The 14,997-nt window shown below is 73.0% G+C and carries 14 protein-coding genes; 9 read left to right on the top strand and 5 right to left on the bottom strand.

Annotated features, from left to right (window positions below; all coding sequences use genetic code 11):
* Positions 1-471: 471 nt before the first annotated feature.
* The 3 genes from IAG42_RS25005 to IAG42_RS24995 are packed head-to-tail and all read right to left on the bottom strand — an operon-like array spanning position 472 to position 3,640.
* Positions 472-1,548, bottom strand: a complete 1,077-nt coding sequence (locus tag IAG42_RS25005) for a prenyltransferase/squalene oxidase repeat-containing protein (protein WP_188339203.1) — start codon at positions 1,546-1,548, stop codon at positions 472-474.
* Positions 1,545-2,288 (bottom strand): class I SAM-dependent methyltransferase, encoded by a 744-nt coding sequence (locus IAG42_RS25000; protein WP_188339202.1) that lies wholly within the window; start codon positions 2,286-2,288, stop codon positions 1,545-1,547. The genes IAG42_RS25005 and IAG42_RS25000 overlap by 4 nt, the downstream gene beginning before the upstream one ends.
* On the bottom strand, positions 2,282-3,640 hold the full coding sequence (locus tag IAG42_RS24995) for a glycosyltransferase family 4 protein (RefSeq protein WP_188339201.1): 1,359 nt from the start codon (positions 3,638-3,640) through the stop codon (positions 2,282-2,284). Before IAG42_RS24995 ends, IAG42_RS25000 begins: the two co-directional genes overlap by 7 nt.
* Before the next feature lie 198 nt (positions 3,641-3,838).
* Between IAG42_RS24995 and IAG42_RS24990 the strand changes: the two genes are divergently transcribed.
* Positions 3,839-4,465: a TetR family transcriptional regulator gene (locus IAG42_RS24990; protein ID WP_188339200.1), complete on the top strand. Its 627-nt coding sequence runs from the start codon at positions 3,839-3,841 to the stop codon at positions 4,463-4,465.
* Between the two features lie 19 nt (positions 4,466-4,484).
* Here IAG42_RS24990 and IAG42_RS24985 read toward each other — a convergent pair whose 3' ends face one another.
* The gene (locus IAG42_RS24985; RefSeq protein ID WP_188339199.1) at positions 4,485-4,718 is read right to left on the bottom strand and encodes a ferredoxin; all 234 of its coding nucleotides are present in this window, start codon (positions 4,716-4,718) and stop codon (positions 4,485-4,487) included.
* Positions 4,719-4,721: 3 nt separating this feature from the next.
* The gene (locus tag IAG42_RS24980) at positions 4,722-6,179 is read right to left on the bottom strand and encodes an aldehyde dehydrogenase (RefSeq protein ID WP_188339198.1); all 1,458 of its coding nucleotides are present in this window, start codon (positions 6,177-6,179) and stop codon (positions 4,722-4,724) included.
* Between the two features lie 191 nt (positions 6,180-6,370).
* Between IAG42_RS24980 and IAG42_RS24975 the strand changes: the two genes are divergently transcribed.
* The 8 genes from IAG42_RS24975 to IAG42_RS24940 all read left to right on the top strand — a co-directional run bounded on the left by IAG42_RS24975 (position 6,371) and on the right by IAG42_RS24940 (position 14,927).
* Positions 6,371-7,411, top strand: a complete 1,041-nt coding sequence (locus IAG42_RS24975; protein WP_188339197.1) for an MBL fold metallo-hydrolase — start codon at positions 6,371-6,373, stop codon at positions 7,409-7,411.
* Positions 7,412-7,530: 119 nt separating this feature from the next.
* Positions 7,531-7,776 (top strand): hypothetical protein, encoded by a 246-nt coding sequence (locus IAG42_RS24970; RefSeq protein WP_188339196.1) that lies wholly within the window; start codon positions 7,531-7,533, stop codon positions 7,774-7,776.
* A gap of 12 nt (positions 7,777-7,788) precedes the next feature.
* Complete coding sequence (locus IAG42_RS24965) at positions 7,789-8,943, top strand: flotillin family protein (protein WP_188339195.1); 1,155 nt, start codon at positions 7,789-7,791, stop codon at positions 8,941-8,943.
* Between the two features lie 349 nt (positions 8,944-9,292).
* Positions 9,293-10,519: a prenyltransferase/squalene oxidase repeat-containing protein gene (locus IAG42_RS24960; RefSeq protein ID WP_188339194.1), complete on the top strand. Its 1,227-nt coding sequence runs from the start codon at positions 9,293-9,295 to the stop codon at positions 10,517-10,519.
* Positions 10,516-11,193, top strand: a complete 678-nt coding sequence (locus IAG42_RS24955; RefSeq protein WP_188339193.1) for an SCO2322 family protein — start codon at positions 10,516-10,518, stop codon at positions 11,191-11,193. The genes IAG42_RS24960 and IAG42_RS24955 overlap by 4 nt, the downstream gene beginning before the upstream one ends.
* A 13-nt stretch (positions 11,194-11,206) precedes the next feature.
* Positions 11,207-12,355, top strand: coding sequence for an energy-coupling factor transporter transmembrane component T (locus IAG42_RS24950; RefSeq protein WP_188339192.1), 1,149 nt, complete (start codon positions 11,207-11,209; stop codon positions 12,353-12,355).
* Entirely contained in the window at positions 12,352-14,106 is a 1,755-nt protein-coding gene (locus IAG42_RS24945) for an ABC transporter ATP-binding protein (protein ID WP_188339191.1), read from the top strand. Before IAG42_RS24950 ends, IAG42_RS24945 begins: the two co-directional genes overlap by 4 nt.
* The gene (locus IAG42_RS24940) at positions 14,103-14,927 is read left to right on the top strand and encodes an ECF transporter S component (RefSeq protein ID WP_188339190.1); all 825 of its coding nucleotides are present in this window, start codon (positions 14,103-14,105) and stop codon (positions 14,925-14,927) included. Before IAG42_RS24945 ends, IAG42_RS24940 begins: the two co-directional genes overlap by 4 nt.
* The last annotated feature ends 70 nt before the right edge of the window (positions 14,928-14,997 follow it).

Genomic DNA, 14,997 nt, shown 5'->3' with positions numbered 1-14,997 from the left:
CCGCGCCCCGCGGGCGCGATCAAGGTGAGGGCAGATGCGCCCCTTCATCGGCGCGGGCCGTGTCGACATGAGGCTCCACCGCGTGAGCACGATCAAGGCGTGGGCGGATACGCCCCGTCAGGGGCGCGGGGAACTGCGCGGCCAGCCACGACGGCGCGGTGGTCGGCGATGAAGTTCGGCCCCTGCGGCGGGGCGAAGCAGCCGGGCCGACGGAATTGCGCGTCCGGGGGCCGGCGCGTTGCCCTGGGCCGGGTGCCGGGCCGACGCCCCTGGAGGGGGCGGGAGGGTGGGGGAAGGGCTGAGGCTATGGCCTCGCGGGCGAAGGCACGCTCCGCCCGCCCCGGAGGCCGCAGCACCAGCACCACCCACCCCAAGGCGACAGGAACCCGCGCCCCGGGCCACGGCGCCGCCCGCGCCCGGAACGGATGGGGCCCGAGCCCGGGCGGGGGCGTCGTTACGGGGAGGCCGTGGCTACGCGGGGCAGCACTGGGGGTCGACGCCGTTGGGGAGGGACTCGCCGCCGAAGACGGCGCAGGTCGCCTCGTCACCCCCGAGCGCGGCAACCGCGAGCAGCACGGACCCCGCCGTCCAGGACGTCAACTCCTCGGGCCAGATCGCCCGGTCATCGAAGACGTACCCCGTCCAGTACAGCCCGGTCCGCGGATCCCGCAGGTGCTGGATGTCCTGGAGGATCGCGAGCGCCCGGTCCGACTGGCCGACGGCCCAGAGCGCGAGCGCCAGCTCCGCGCTCTCACCCCCGGTGACCCACGGGTTCGGCACGACGCACCGCACTCCGAGCCCGGGCACGACGAACTTGTCCCAGTCCCCCGCGATCCGGGCGGCGGCCTCGTCACCGCGCAGGGCCCCGCCGAGCACCGGGTAGTACCAGTCCATCGAGTACCGGCTCTTGTCGAGGAAACGCTCGGGGTGGCGCCTGATGGCGTGCCGCAGCGCGCCGACCGCCAGCTCCCAGTCCGGCTGCGGCTCCTCGCGCTGCTCGGCGATGGCGAGCGCGCACCGCAGCGCGTGGTGGATGGACGAACTCCCGGTCAGCAGCGCGTCGTCGACGGCCGTGCCGTCGTCCTCGCGCTTCCAGCCGATCTGCCCGCCGGGCTGCTGCAGCCTCAGCACCCACTCGACGGCGGCACACACGGCCGGCCACATGCGGTCGAGGAACGCGTCGTCGCCGGTGGACAGGTAGTGGTGCCAGACGCCGACCGCGATGTACGCGACGAAGTTGGACTCGCGTCCGCGGTCGGTGACGTCGTCGGGGTCGCCGTCGTGGTAGGCGGCGTACCAGGATCCGTCCGGGTTCTGGTGCCGGGCCAGCCAGTCGTAGGCGCGCTCGGCGGCCTCGTGCTCGCCGGCCACGTCGAGCGCCATGGCGGCCTCGGTGTGGTCCCACGGGTCGAGGTGGTGCCGGCGGAACCACGGTATGGCCCCGTCCGGCCGCTGCACGTCGAGTATCCCGCGCACGGTCCGCCGCGCCTGATCGGCCGTCAGCACGCCGTCCAGGACCAGGAGTTCGGTCCGCTCGGAGCTGCTCACGCAGTGGCCTCGGCGTCGGCTGCGGGCAGGTGCGGCTTGGTGGCGTAGGCGACGAAGCTCTTGCCGACGACCGGGTTGAGCAGCTGCTCGGCGACCCGGGTCAGGGCGGGCTTCTTCATGATGTCCCAGACCAGGAGCTTGTGGTACGCCTTGACGGGCAGCGCCTTGTCGTTGTCGACGCCGAAGGCGCACTTGAGCCACCAGTACGGCGAGTGCAGGGCGTGCGCGTGGTGCGTGCCGTACGGCTTGAGGCCGGCCTCGCGCATCTTGCCGAGGAGTTCGTCGGCCTTGTAGATGCGGATGTGGCCGCCCTCGACCTCGTGGTACTCGTCGGAGAGCGCCCAGCAGACCTTCTCGGGGCCGTAGCGCGGCACGGTGACGGCAATGCGGCCGCCCGGCTTGAGGACGCGCACCATCTCGGCGAGCACACCCTTGTCGTCGGGGATGTGCTCCATGACCTCGCTGATGATGACGACGTCGAAGGACTCGTCGGGGAACGGCAGCGCGAGCGCGTCGCCCTCCATCGCGGTGGCGGAGGCGCCGGCCGGGGCCTCGCCGGCCTCCTTCATGGCGGCGAACCACTTGGCGACCTCGGCGATCTCCTCCGCGTTCTGGTCGAGGGCGACGACCTGGGCCCCGCGCCGGTAGCACTCGAAGGCATGCCGTCCGGCCCCGCACCCGAGATCGAGGACGCGGTCGCCCGCGGCGAGCGGGAAACGGGTGAAGTCGACGGTCAGCACGTGGCCCTGCTTTCCTGGGGGGTTTCCTGGTGCGCGTCCGCGTGTGCGCGCGCTTGCGATCGCGGTCGTACGGAGCCGCCGGCGGGGCGCGGGGGCGCCGCGTCCATGGACTCCCGGTAGAGCTCTGCGGTGCCCTGCGCGGCCCGCGCCCAGGTGAACCGGTCGAGGACCCGGGCGCGGCCCGCGGCGCCGAGCCGGGTGCGCAGCGCGGGGTCGTCGAGCAGCCGGGTCAGCGCGGCGGCGAGGGCGCCGGCGTCGCCGGTCGGTACGGCGAGGCAGGTCTCTCCGTCAGGTCCGGCGACCTCGGGGATGGCGCCGCCGGTGGTGGCGACGAGGGGGGTGCCGGTGGCCATGGCCTCGGCGGCGGGCAGCGAGAAGCCTTCGTAGAGGGAGGGCACGCAGGCGACCTGGGCGGAGCGGACGAGGTCGACGAGCTCCTGGTCGCTGATGCCCTTGACGAACTCGACGGCGCCTTCGAGCCCGTAGCGTTCGATGGCCTGGGCGACGGGTCCGTCCTCGGCGCGCTTGCCGACGACGACGAGGTGCGCGTCGGGCTGCTCGGCCCGGACCTTGGCGAGGGCTTCGACGAGGTACACGAGGCCCTTGAGGGGGACGTCGGCGCTGGAGGTGGTGACGATGCGGCCGGGGACCTCGGCGATCGCCGGGTCCGGCGAGAAGAGGTCGGTGTCGGCGCCGATGTGGACGACGCGGATGCGGCCGGGGCGTACGCCGAGGTGCTCGACGATCTCGTCGCGCGAGGTGCCGGACACGGTGAGCACGGAGGGCAGTTTGCGGGCGACGCGCTTCTGCATGCGGGTGAAGGCGTACCAGCGGCGCACCGACATGCGGCGCTTCCAGTCGGCGGCGGCGTCGAGTTCGAGCTGCCGGTCGACGGTGATGGGGTGGTGGATGGTGCTGACGAGCGGGGCGCCGAGGTCGCCGAGCAGTCCGTAGCCGAGCGTCTGGTTGTCGTGGACGACGTCGAAGTCGCCGCGGCGGGCACGCAGATGGCGGCGGGCGCGCAGCGAGAAGGTGAGGGGCTCGGGGAAGCCGCCGGTCCACATGGTGCCGACCTCGAGCGCGTCCACCCAGTCGCGGTACTCGTCGCGCTTGGGGGTGCGGAAGGGGTCGGGGCTGCGGTAGAGGTCGAGGCTCGGCAGTTCGGTGAGGCTGAGGCCGTGCAGGTCCTCACCCTCGTCGAGCACGGGGTAGGGCTGGGAGCCGATGACCTCGACGCGGTGGCCGAGGCGGGCCAGCTCACGGGAGAGATGTCGTACGTACACGCCCTGGCCACCGCAGAACGGGTTGCCCTTGTACGTGAGGAGAGCGATGCGCAACGACTCCGCGGTCACTCCAGGCCACCCTTCTCTCCTGCTTGCCCGTGGACATCCCGGCCTGCCCCCTGGGGACCGCCGACACTACGTGGGGACGCTAATCTAGAACAAGTTTCAGACTTGATCGTTCAAGGAGCACCGAATCTACCGGCAGGTAGCCACGCTGTGACCGGTGGATCAGGTGATTCACGCCACGGCCACGACGGAAGCGGACAGATGACAGCTCCGGACGCGAGAACCGGCACGCAGGGCACTCCGGCGCTCACCGAGCGCCAGGAGGCCAGGCGCCGCCGCATCCTGCACGCGAGTGCGCAGCTGGCGGCGCGCGGCGGGTTCGACGCGGTGCAGATGCGTGAGGTCGCGGAGTCCTCGCAGGTGGCCCTCGGCACGCTGTACCGGTACTTCCCGAGCAAGGTGCATCTGCTGGTCGCGACGATGCAGGACCAGCTCCAGCACATGCACACGACGGTACGCAAGCGCCCGCCCTCCTCCGACTCCCCCGCCGAGCGGGTCGCGGACACCCTGATGCGGGCGTTCCGCGCGCTGCAGCGGGAGCCGCACCTGGCCGACGCGATGGTGCGGGCGCTGACCTTCGCGGACCGCAGCGTCAGCCCGGAGGTCGACCAGGTGTCGCGCCAGACGACGGCGATCATCCTGGACGCGATGGGTCTCGACGACCCGTCCCCCGAGCAGCTCTCGGCGGTCCGGGTCATCGAGCACACCTGGCACTCGGCCCTGATCACGTGGTTGTCGGGCCGGGCCTCGATCGCCCAGGTGAAGATCGACATCGAGACGGTCTGCCGCCTGATCGATCTGGTGGAGGAGGACAGGAGCGCTCCGTGACGGGGCTGCGGGGGCGGGGTCACTCCTCCGGCGGGAAGACGACCTCCCCCGAGTCGGCGAGCGCCAGCGAGATCGCCTCGACGGGGCACCCTTCCGCGGCGGCGAGCACGGCTTCCCCCGCGTCGACGTCCCCCTCGATCGGCCGGGACTGCCGCGCCGAGTCCAGCCGGAAGGCCCCGGGCGCGTGGTTCACGCACATCCCGGACCCGATGCAGACCCCGCGGTCGACCTCGACGTGCCACCGGTCACCCAAGACTCAGCCCTCCCAGCCGGCCGGCAGATGGATCATCTTGTGTTCGAGGTACGCCCCGAACCCCTCGGGTCCGAACTCCCGCCCGAGGCCGCTGTTCTTGTAGCCGCCGAACGGCCCGAGCATGTCGAGGCTGAACGTGTTGACGTTGTACGTGCCGGTCCGCACCTGCCGGGCGACGTCGATGCCGTGGGCGACGTCGGCGGTCCAGACGCTGCCGCTGAGCCCGTAGTCGGAGTCGTTGGCGATCTTCACGGCCTCGTCCTCGTCCCCGTACGGGAGCAGGCAGATGACCGGGCCGAAGATCTCCTCACGGGCGATGCGCATGCCGTTGTGGACGTCGCCGAAGAGGGTCGGCTCGACGTACGCGCCCTGCTCGTAGCCCTTCGGGACCCCGCCGCCGGTGAGGACCTTGGCGCCCTCGTCCTGGCCGATGCGGATGTAGTCGAGGCTGCGCTGCTGCTGGCGCCTGGCGACGAGCGGGCCGACCTGGGTGGCCGGGTCGAGCGGGTCGCCGACGACGAGGGCGGACGCGGCGGCGGTGAAGGCCTCGGCGAACTCGTCGTAGCGGGAGCGGGGCAGCAGGATGCGGGTCTGGGCGACGCAGGCCTGCCCGTTGTTCATCCAGGCGGCGGGGACGACCCCGGCGACGGTGGACTCCAGGTCGGCGTCCGGCAGGACGACGGCGGCGGACTTGCCGCCCAGCTCCAGGGTCACGCGGGTGAGATGGCGCGAGGCCACCTCCATCACGCGCTTGCCGGCCGCGACCGATCCGGTGAAGGAGATCTTGTCGATGCCGGGGTGCCCGACGAGGTACTCGCTGACCTCGCGGTCGGCGGGCAGGATGGACAGGACGCCCTCCGGCAGCCCCGCCTCCTTCGCGATCTCGCCGAGCAGGTACGCGTCGAGCGGCGACTCGGGCGAGGGCTTGAGGACGACCGTGCAGCCGGCGAGCAGCGCGGGCGCGAGCTTGGCGGCGGCGACGAACTGCGGGACGTTCCAGGGGACGACGGCGGCGACGACCCCGACGGGCTCGCGCCGTACGAGGAGTTTGCCGAGGGCGCCGTCGCGGGCCTCCTCGTAGGTGAAGCCGCGGGCGACGTTGATGGCCGAGTCCCAGACCATCATCGCGCCGAGGGCCTGCGCGAGGACGGACCAGGAGTAGGGGGAGCCGTTCTCCTGGGAGATGACCTTGGCGATCTCCTCGTGGCGGACGGCGATGGCGTCCTTGATGCGGCCGACGACCTCGATGCGCTCCTCGAGGGTCATGCGCGGCCAGGGGCCCTCGTCGAAGGCGCGGCGGGCGGCGGCCACGGCGCGGTCGACGTCGGCGGGGGCGGCGTGCGGCACCCGCCCGAAGACCTCGCCGGTGTGCGGGGAGACGACCTCGATGACGTCCTTGCCGAGGGGATCGGTCAACTCCCCGCCGATGAACAGCTGTCCGTGTTCCACGAGCTCGGGCATGGCGACTTCCGCTTCCGCTTGGCTGAGCTTTCTGACGGTGTTTCAGAACTGATACCAGTTCTAGTTCGGATGCGGAAGGGTGAGGAAGGCGGCGGAACCGGTTTACCGGGGCGACCATTGAAACAAGTTCTAGGTGTTCCATTACAGTGCCGGTGGCAGCGATCGCGGCAGTGGAGCGGAGAGGCGGACCCATGACGCAGGTGACCGACCACGGCGGCGGTGTGCACAGCATCCGCGTCCCGATCCCCGACAATCCGCTCGGCCACACCCTCGTCCACCTCCTGGACACCGACGCCGGCCCGGTCCTGATCGACACGGGCTGGGACGACCCGGAGTCCTGGGACACCCTGACCGCCGGGCTCACGGCCTGCGGCACCGACGTCAAGGACGTCACCGGTGTCCTGATCACCCATCACCACCCGGACCATCACGGCCTGTCGGCGAAGGTGCGGGACGCGTCGGGCGCGTGGATCGCGATGCACGAGGCGGACGCGGCGGTCGTGCGCCGCACCCGGGAGAACCCGCCCTCGCGCTGGTACGCGTACATGGCGGCGAAGCTGGTGGCCGCCGGGGCGCCCGAGGCGCACGTGGCCCCGCTGATCGCGGCCCGGGACGCGGGCCGCCCCCGCAAGCTGCCCGGTCTCGACCCGGCGCTGCCCGACCGCACGATCACCCCCGGCGACCTCCTCGACCTTCCCGGCCGCCGGCTGCGCGCCATCTGGACCCCGGGCCACACCCCCGGCCACGTCTGCCTCCACCTGGAGGAGGAGCACCCGGCTCAACTCGCGGGCAACGGACGCCTGTTCTCCGGCGACCACGTCCTTCCCGGCATCACCCCCCACATCGGCCTCTACGAGGACCCGGACGACGCCACCGTCACGGACCCCCTGGGCGACTACCTGGCCTCGCTCGAGCGGATCGGCGCCCTGGGCCCGGCCGAGGTCCTGCCCGCCCACCAGCACCCCTTCACCGACGCCCCCGCCCGGGTCGCCGAACTCCTCGATCACCACGAGGCCCGCCTCGCCGACCTGCGCGCCCTCCTCGCCGCCCCGCTCACCCCGTGGCAGCTCGCCGAGCGCATGGAGTGGAACCGCCCCTGGGCCGACATCCCCTACGGCTCCCGCAACATCGCGGTCTCCGAGGCCGAGGCTCACCTGCGCCGACTGGTGAAACTGGGACACGTGGAAACGGTCCAGGGCAGCGATCCGGTGACGTACGTGGCGACGGGTTGACGCGGGCGGCGACGCGACGGCGGTCTTTGCCCCCCGGTGATGGTTCGGGGGGTCCGGGCGGGCGTATGGTCTGGCTCTCAGGGCTCTCACGAGCCGGAACGACAAGGGGGCGGCCGCCGATGGCGCCGGACGAGGCCGTGGTCGGCTGTACGGGGAGACTGCTCGTCGGCACCCGGGGGTCCGCGGGCCCCGGCGAGGTGCTGGTGCGCGTCAGGGGCGGGACCGAGACGTTCCTCGCGTGGTCGGACGCTCCGCTGGAGCGGGGTTCGACCGTGCTGGTCATCGAGTCCCGCGGCACCCGGCAGGTCCAAGTCATCGCCTGGGACGATCCGTTGCTCGGCGACGGCACCGGCGGCGCCCGCTAAGGAGACGTGAGCATGTTCGGTTATCGCGTTCCCGCACCCGACGAGGCGATGCTGATCTCGGGCGGCAGGCGGGGACTTGGGGGAGCGCCGTTCCGCGTCGTCACCGGGCACGGGAAGTTCGTCCTGCCCATCTTTCGCAAGACCCGCTTCCTCTCGCTCGCGATGATGGAGTCCGAGGTCGTCGAGAAGTGTGTGACCCGGCAGGGCATCGCACTGACCGTCCGGGCCGTCATCGCCTTCAAGGTCGGCAACGACCACGAGTCGATCGTCAACGCCGGTCAGCGCTTCCTGTCCGACCAGGAGCAGATGTCCGTCCTCACCGGGCGGATCTTCGCCGGTCACCTGCGCTCCATCATCGGCTCCATGACCGTCGAGGAGATCGTCACCGAGCGGCAGAAGCTCGCCACCGAGGTCCTCGACACGTCGAAGTCCGAGATGGCGAAGATCGGACTGCACGTCGACTCGCTGCAGATCCAGTCCATCGACGACGGCAGCACCGGATACATCGAGGCCATGTCGCGGCCCCACAAGGCGGCCATCCAGCGGCAGGCGCAGATCGCCCAGGCGCAGGCCACGCAGGCCGCCGCCGAGGCGGAGCAGGCGGCGGCGCGCAAGCAGGCCGAGTACGCGCGGCAGACCGCGGTCGTCCAGGCCGAGTACAACGCCGAGGTCGACCGGGCCAAGGCGCACGCCGACCAGGCGGGGCCGCTCGCGATGGCGCACGCGCAGCAGGAAGTGCTCGCCGCGCAGACCGAGCTGGCGCTGAAGCAGGCCGAGCTGCGGGAGAAGCAGCTGATCGCCGAGGTCGTGAAGCCGGCGCAGGCGGACGCGGAGCGGATCCGGGTGCTGGCCCTCGCCGAGGCCGAGCGGATGAAGATCCAGGCGGAGGCGGCGGCGTCCTACGACCGGGTCGCGCTCGACCGGATGCTCATCGACCAGCTGCCGCAGATCGTGAAGGAGGCGTCGGCCGGCCTCGCCGGGGCGAACGTGAACGTGCTGAACGGGGCCGACGGGCTCGGGGAGATCGCCGCCGGTCTGGTCGGGCAGGGGTTGACGATCCTCGACTCGGTGCGGAAGAACCTGGGCGGGGAGCCTGTGGGGTCGGACGTGGAGCCGTATCGGGGTTCGGGCCACAGGGATGACGACGGGCCCGTCGATATTCGGTGACTCGTCTGCCCCATGGGGTCTCGTTGCCGAGTGCCGCGCCGTCGTGGTGGCTCGCGCCCCGCGACGGAGTCGCTGATGGTTACAGCCCCGCGCCCCTGAAGGCGCACTCCGTGCGCCCCAGGGGGCGGGGAGCGCGCAAAGACCGGCCGGTAAGGTAGGGGGGTCGTCATTGTGCGTGTGTGAGGGGAAGCCGGTGGGAGTCCGGCGCTGACCCGCAGCCGTAGAGCCGGAATGCCTCACGCCCGTAGTGATCGGCTCGGAACCGTCGAGGCATACGGAGCCGGAGCCGCCCGGCGCCGACGCGTGCCGCGCCTCCCGGCCCCCCGCAGGGAGAGGCACCCGCCCCACCATGAACATTCGCCGCAGCGCCGCGCTCGTCGCCGCGACCGTCGTGATCGGCGCGGCCGCCGCGCCGGCCGCCGTCGCGGACGGTGCCTCCCCCTCGCCGAAGGCCGTCACGCCCTCGGGCCTGTACGGCAAGAGCGACCCGACGTACGACGGGGTGTGGCGGCAGTCGCTGGCCTTCGTCGCGCAGGACACCGTGGGCGTGAAGCCCGCCGCGAAGGCCGTGGACTGGCTGGCCGGGCAGCAGTGCGAGAACGGCGGCTTCGCCGCGTTCCGTGCCGAGCCGGGCAAGGCCTGCGACAAGAAGACGGCCGTCGACAGCAACAGCACGGCCGCCGCCGTGCAGGCCCTCGTCGCGGTCGGCGGCCGCGACGGCGAGGTCGCCAAGGGCGTCGACTGGCTGAAGAAGAACCAGAACGGCGACGGCGGCTGGGGCTACAACCCCGGCGGCGCCAGCGACGCGAACTCCACCTCCGTCGTGCTCGGCGCGCTCGCCGCCGCCGGCGAGAAGCCCGCCGACGTGAAGTCGGGCCCCGGCAACTCCGGGCTCGACGCCCTCGCGGACCTCGCCCTGCCCTGCTCCGAGGGCAAGGACGGCGGCGCGTTCGCCTACCAGCCCGACAAGAAGGGCGGGCTCGCCGCGAACGCCGACGCGACGGCCGCCTCGGTGCTCGGTTCGCTCGGCTCCGGGTTCGCGCCCGGCAAGGGCGACGCCCCCGACGCGTACACCTGCGAGGACGGGAAGAAGCCCGCGGACCTCGCGCACAACGGCGCCGTGTACCTGCAGAACCAGCTGAACACCCACGAGTACCTGAAGTCGCAGCTGGCCGGCGCCGAGGACCAGCCCGACTTCGGCAACACGGCCGACGCGGTGGCCGCCGTCGCCGCCGCGGAGGGCGTCAAGTACACGAAGGACCCGTACGCCTGGCTGGAGAAGAACGCGGGTGACTGGGCGAAGCAGTCCGGGCCCGCCGCCTACGCCCAGCTGATCTTCGCCGCGCACGCCACGGGCAACGACCCGCGCGACTTCGGCGGCACCGACCTCGTGAGCGCCCTGAACGGGACGGGCCCCGCGCCCGCCTCCGCGAAGTCCGGCGACAGCGCGTCCGACGAGGACAAGAAGGACGACGGCAAGGGCGGCTTCGGCACCTGGTGGATCGTCGGCGTGATGTTCGTCGCGGCCGTCGGCGCCGGGTTCCTGCTGAGCGGCCGCAAGAAGCAGCAGCTGTGACCCGCGGCAGATGCGCGGGCATCGTGCTCGCGCTGCTGGGCGCGCTGCTCGCCGTGACCGTCGCCCCGGCCCAGGCGGCCGGGTACCGGTACTGGTCGTTCTGGGAGCGGGACGGCAAGGCCTGGTCGTACGCGACCACGGGCCCCTCGCAGACGACGCCGTCGGACGGTGACGTGCAGGGCTTCCGGTTCGCGGTGAGCGCCGACTCGGCCGATGCCACGCAGCCGCGCGGCGCCGCCGACTTCGACGCGATCTGCGCGGACACGCCCGCGAAGGACGGCAGCAAGCGGATCGCGCTCGTCATCGACTTCGGTACCGCGAAGGACGCGCCGTCCGCCGGGGACCACCCGCCGAAGCCGCGTCAGGCGTGCGCGCGGGTGGACGAGGACGCGACGACAGCGGACGCGCTCGCCTCCGTCGCCAAGCCGCTGCGCTACAACAGCAACGCGCTGCTGTGCGCCATCGCCGGATACCCGTCGACGGGCTGCGGCGAGCAGGTGTCCGGCAGTGGTGCGGACGAGCCGTCGAGCGCGCCGGACTCCGCCGGAAAGTCCGCCGGCGCGTCCGGTTCGTCCGGTGCGCACGGGCCGTCCGTCGGTGTGATCACCGCGGTCGTGCTCGTCGCCGCGCTCGGTGTGGGCGCCGTCTGGCAGGCGCGGCGCCGCCGCGGCTGAGCGGCTCGTCACCATGGTCTCCGGCCGTACCCTGCGGGCCCCGAGGGCCCACCGTGCCAACTCCGTGCATCCCGGCGCCTGGTGGATCTGGGCGCTGGGCCTCGGCACAGCCGCGTCCCGCACCACGAACCCGCTGCTGCTGGCCCTGCTGATCGGCGTCGCCGGTTATGTGGTCGCCGCGCGCCGCACGGAGGCGCCGTGGGCGCACTCGTACGGGGCGTTCGTGAAGCTGGGGCTCGCGGTGCTCGGGATCCGGCTCGTGTTCGCGGTGGTCCTCGGTTCGCCGATCCCCGGCACGCACGTGCTGGTGACGCTGCCGGAGGTGCCGCTGCCGGACTGGGCGCAGGGCGTGCGGATCGGCGGCCGGGTCAGCGCGGAGGGGCTCGCCTTCGCGCTGTACGACGGTCTGAAGCTGGCCACGCTGCTGATCTGCGTCGGCGCGGCGAACGCGCTCGCGTCCCCGTCCCGGCTCCTGAAGTCGCTGCCGGGCGCCCTGTACGAGGCGGGCGTCGCGGTCGTCGTCGCGATGACGTTCGCGCCGAACCTGATCGCGGACGTGCGCCGACTGCGGGCCGCGCGGCGGCTGCGCGGACGCCCCGACAGCGGTCTGCGCGGCCTGCTCCAGGTCGGCCTCCCGGTACTCGAAGGCGCCCTGGAGCGGTCCGTGGCGCTGGCCGCCGCGATGGACGCGCGGGGCTACGGGCGGACGGCCGAGGTGCCGCGCGGGGTGCGCCGGGCCACGGCCGTGCTGACGCTCGGGGGGCTGATCGGTGTGTGCGCCGGCACGTACGGGCTGCTCGCCGCGTCCGGGGCCGGGTACGGGCTGCCGGTGCTGCTCGGCGGGGTCGCGGCCGCGCTCGGCGGCCTGTGGCTGGGCGGGCGGCGCTCGGTGCGGACCCGGTACCGGCCCGATGTGTGGGGCGTGCGGGCCTGGCTCGTCGCCGCGTCGGGGATCGTCGCCGCGGCCGTCATGATCGTCAGCGGGGTACGGGATCCGGGCTCGCTGCAGCCGTCCGTGGTGCCGCTGACCGTGCCCGCGCTGCCCCTGCTGCCCGCGGCCGGCGTGCTGGTCGGGCTGCTCCCGGCGTTCGTCGCGCCCGTGCCCGCCCCTCGTACCGATCCCGTCCCGTCCGCCGCCGTACCCGTGGAGGCCTCGTCATGATCCGCTTCGAGGACGTCTCGGTGACGTACGAAGGAGCTTCCGGGCCGACGCTGCGGAGCGTCGAGCTGCACGTGCCGGAGGGCGAGCTGATGCTGCTCGCCGGTCCTTCCGGGGTCGGCAAGTCGACGCTGCTCGGCGCGGTCAGCGGGCTCGTGCCGCACTTCACCGGGGGGACGCTCGCGGGGCGGGTCACGGTCGCCGGGCGCGACACCCGCACCCACAAGCCGCGCGAGCTCGCCGATGTCGTCGGCACGGTCGGGCAGGATCCGCTCGCCCACTTCGTGACCGACACGGTCGAGGACGAGCTGGCGTACGGGATGGAGTCCCTGGGGCTGGCGGCGCCGGTGATGCGGCGGCGGGTCGAGGAGACGCTGGATCTGCTGGGGCTCGTCGAGCTGCGGGACCGGCCGATATCGACGCTGTCGGGCGGGCAGATGCAGCGGGTCGCGATCGGGTCCGTGCTCACCCCGCATCCGCGGGTGCTGGTGCTCGACGAGCCGACCTCCGCGCTCGATCCGGCGGCGGCGGAGGAGGTGCTGTCCGTGCTGCAGCGGCTCGTGCACGACCTCGGGACGACCGTGCTGATGGCCGAGCACCGGTTGGAGCGGGTGGTGCAGTACGCGGATCAGGTGGCGCTGCTCGGGGGGCGCGGGGAGCCGTTGGTGGTCGGGGACCCGGCGTCGGTGATGGCCGTGTCGCCCGTTTTTCCGCCGGTGGTGGGGTTGGGGAAGGTGGCGGGGTGGTCGCCGTTGCCGCTCACTGTGCGGGACGCTCGGCGCTCGGCCGGGGCGTTGCGGGAGCGTCTTGCCGGGTTGGGGTCTGCTGCCGGGCGCGGGCCGGTGGGGGCTGGTCGCGCAGCCCCCCGCGCCCCTGAAGGCACGCTTCGCGTGCCCCGGGGGCGCTCGGATCAGCCTGCGCCGGGGAGGCTCGGGCTTCTGCTGAGCCGGTCGCGCCGCGCGGCGGAGCCGCACGTGTCACAGCCCCGCGCCACTGAACAGTCCCCCGCCGTGTCCGTTCGGAAGCTCGGGGTTCGGCGGGGGCGGGTCGAGGTGCTTCGGTGGGTGGATCTGGAGGTGCGTGGGGGTGAGGTCGTCGCGCTCATGGGGCGCAACGGGGCCGGGAAGTCCACGTTGCTCGGTGCCTTGGTCGGGATGGTGAAGGTCGGTGCGGGGGACGTGCGGGTCGGCGGGGTGGATCCCCGGCGGGTGAAGCCGCGCGAGCTGATCCGGAAGGTGGGGCTCGTGCCGCAGGAGCCGCGCGATCTGCTGTGCGCGGACACCGTGGGGGCCGAGTGCGTGGCCGCCGACCAGGACGCGGGCGCCGAGCCCGGGACCTGCCGGGGGCTGCTGACCGAGCTGCTGCCCGGGATCGACGACGCCACCCATCCCCGCGACCTGTCCGAGGGACAGCGGCTCACGCTCGCGCTGGCGATCGTGCTGACCGCCGCCCCTCCCCTGCTGCTGCTCGACGAACCGACCCGGGGTCTGGACTACGCGGCGAAGGCCCGGCTCGTGACGATCCTGCGGCGGCTCGCCGACGCGGGGCACGCCGTGCTCATGGCGACGCACGACGTGGAACTCGCGGCCGAGCTGACCGACCGGGTGGCGATCCTCGCGGACGGCGAGATCGTCGCGGACGGGCCGACCCCGGAGATCGTCGTGTCGTCCCCGTCGTTCGCCCCGCAGGTCGCGAAGATCCTCGCCCCGCAGGAGTGGCTCACGGTCGCGCAGGTGCGGGAGGCGCTGGCATGAGCGGCGACCGGCAGGTGCGGGCGGTCCGGCTCGGGCCGCGTTCCGTGGCGGCGCTGCTGCTCGTCGGCGCCGTGGGGATCGTGGCGATCGGCTGGCCGCTGATCACCGGCCCCGGGTCGGAGGTGAACGCGCACGCGCAGGACGCCCCGTGGCTGTTCGCCGGGCTGCTCGTGCTGCTCGTCGCGGTCGTCGCGGCGACGATCTCGGAGTCCGGGATGGGCCCGAAGGCGGTCGCGATGCTCGGGGTGCTCGCCGCGGCCGGCGCCGCGCTGCGGCCGATCGGGGCGGGCACGGCGGGCCTGGAGCCGATGTTCTTCCTGATGGTGCTGAGCGGGCGGGTGCTCGGGCCCGGGTTCGGGTTCGTGCTCGGCTCGCTCAGCATGTTCGCGTCGGCGCTGCTGACCGGCGGGGTCGGGCCGTGGATGCCGTTCCAGATGCTGTCGATGGGCTGGTTCACGATGGGCGCCGGGCTGCTGCCGGGACCGCACGCACTGCGCGGCCGGGCCGAGCTGCTGATGCTCGCTGCATACGGGTTCCTGGCCGCGTTCGCGTACGGGACGCTCATGAATCTGGCCGGGTGGCCGTTCATGAACGCGCTGGCCTCCTCGGTCGCGTACCAGCCGGACGCGGCGCTGCACGACAATCTGGCCCGGTTCCTCGCGTACTGCCTGGCGACGTCGCTGGGCTGGGACCTGGGGCGGGCGGCGCTGACCGTCGTGCTGACGCTCGTGGCGGGCGGCGCGGTCCTGAAGGCGCTGCGGCGGGCGACTCGGCGGGCCGCCTTCGAGGCGCAGGTCACTTTCGACGGGCCGCGCCCGTGAACCGGCCCACATGACCCAGCTCACGTACTAGGCGCGGTCGTAGGCGGCGCCGGACAGAACAGGCGGGGCC

It is taken from the genome of Streptomyces xanthii (assembly GCF_014621695.1).
GTDB lineage: Bacteria > Actinomycetota > Actinomycetes > Streptomycetales > Streptomycetaceae > Streptomyces > Streptomyces xanthii.
Note: the sequence above shows the minus strand (reverse complement) of the source record. Positions and strands in the feature narration are given on the sequence as shown.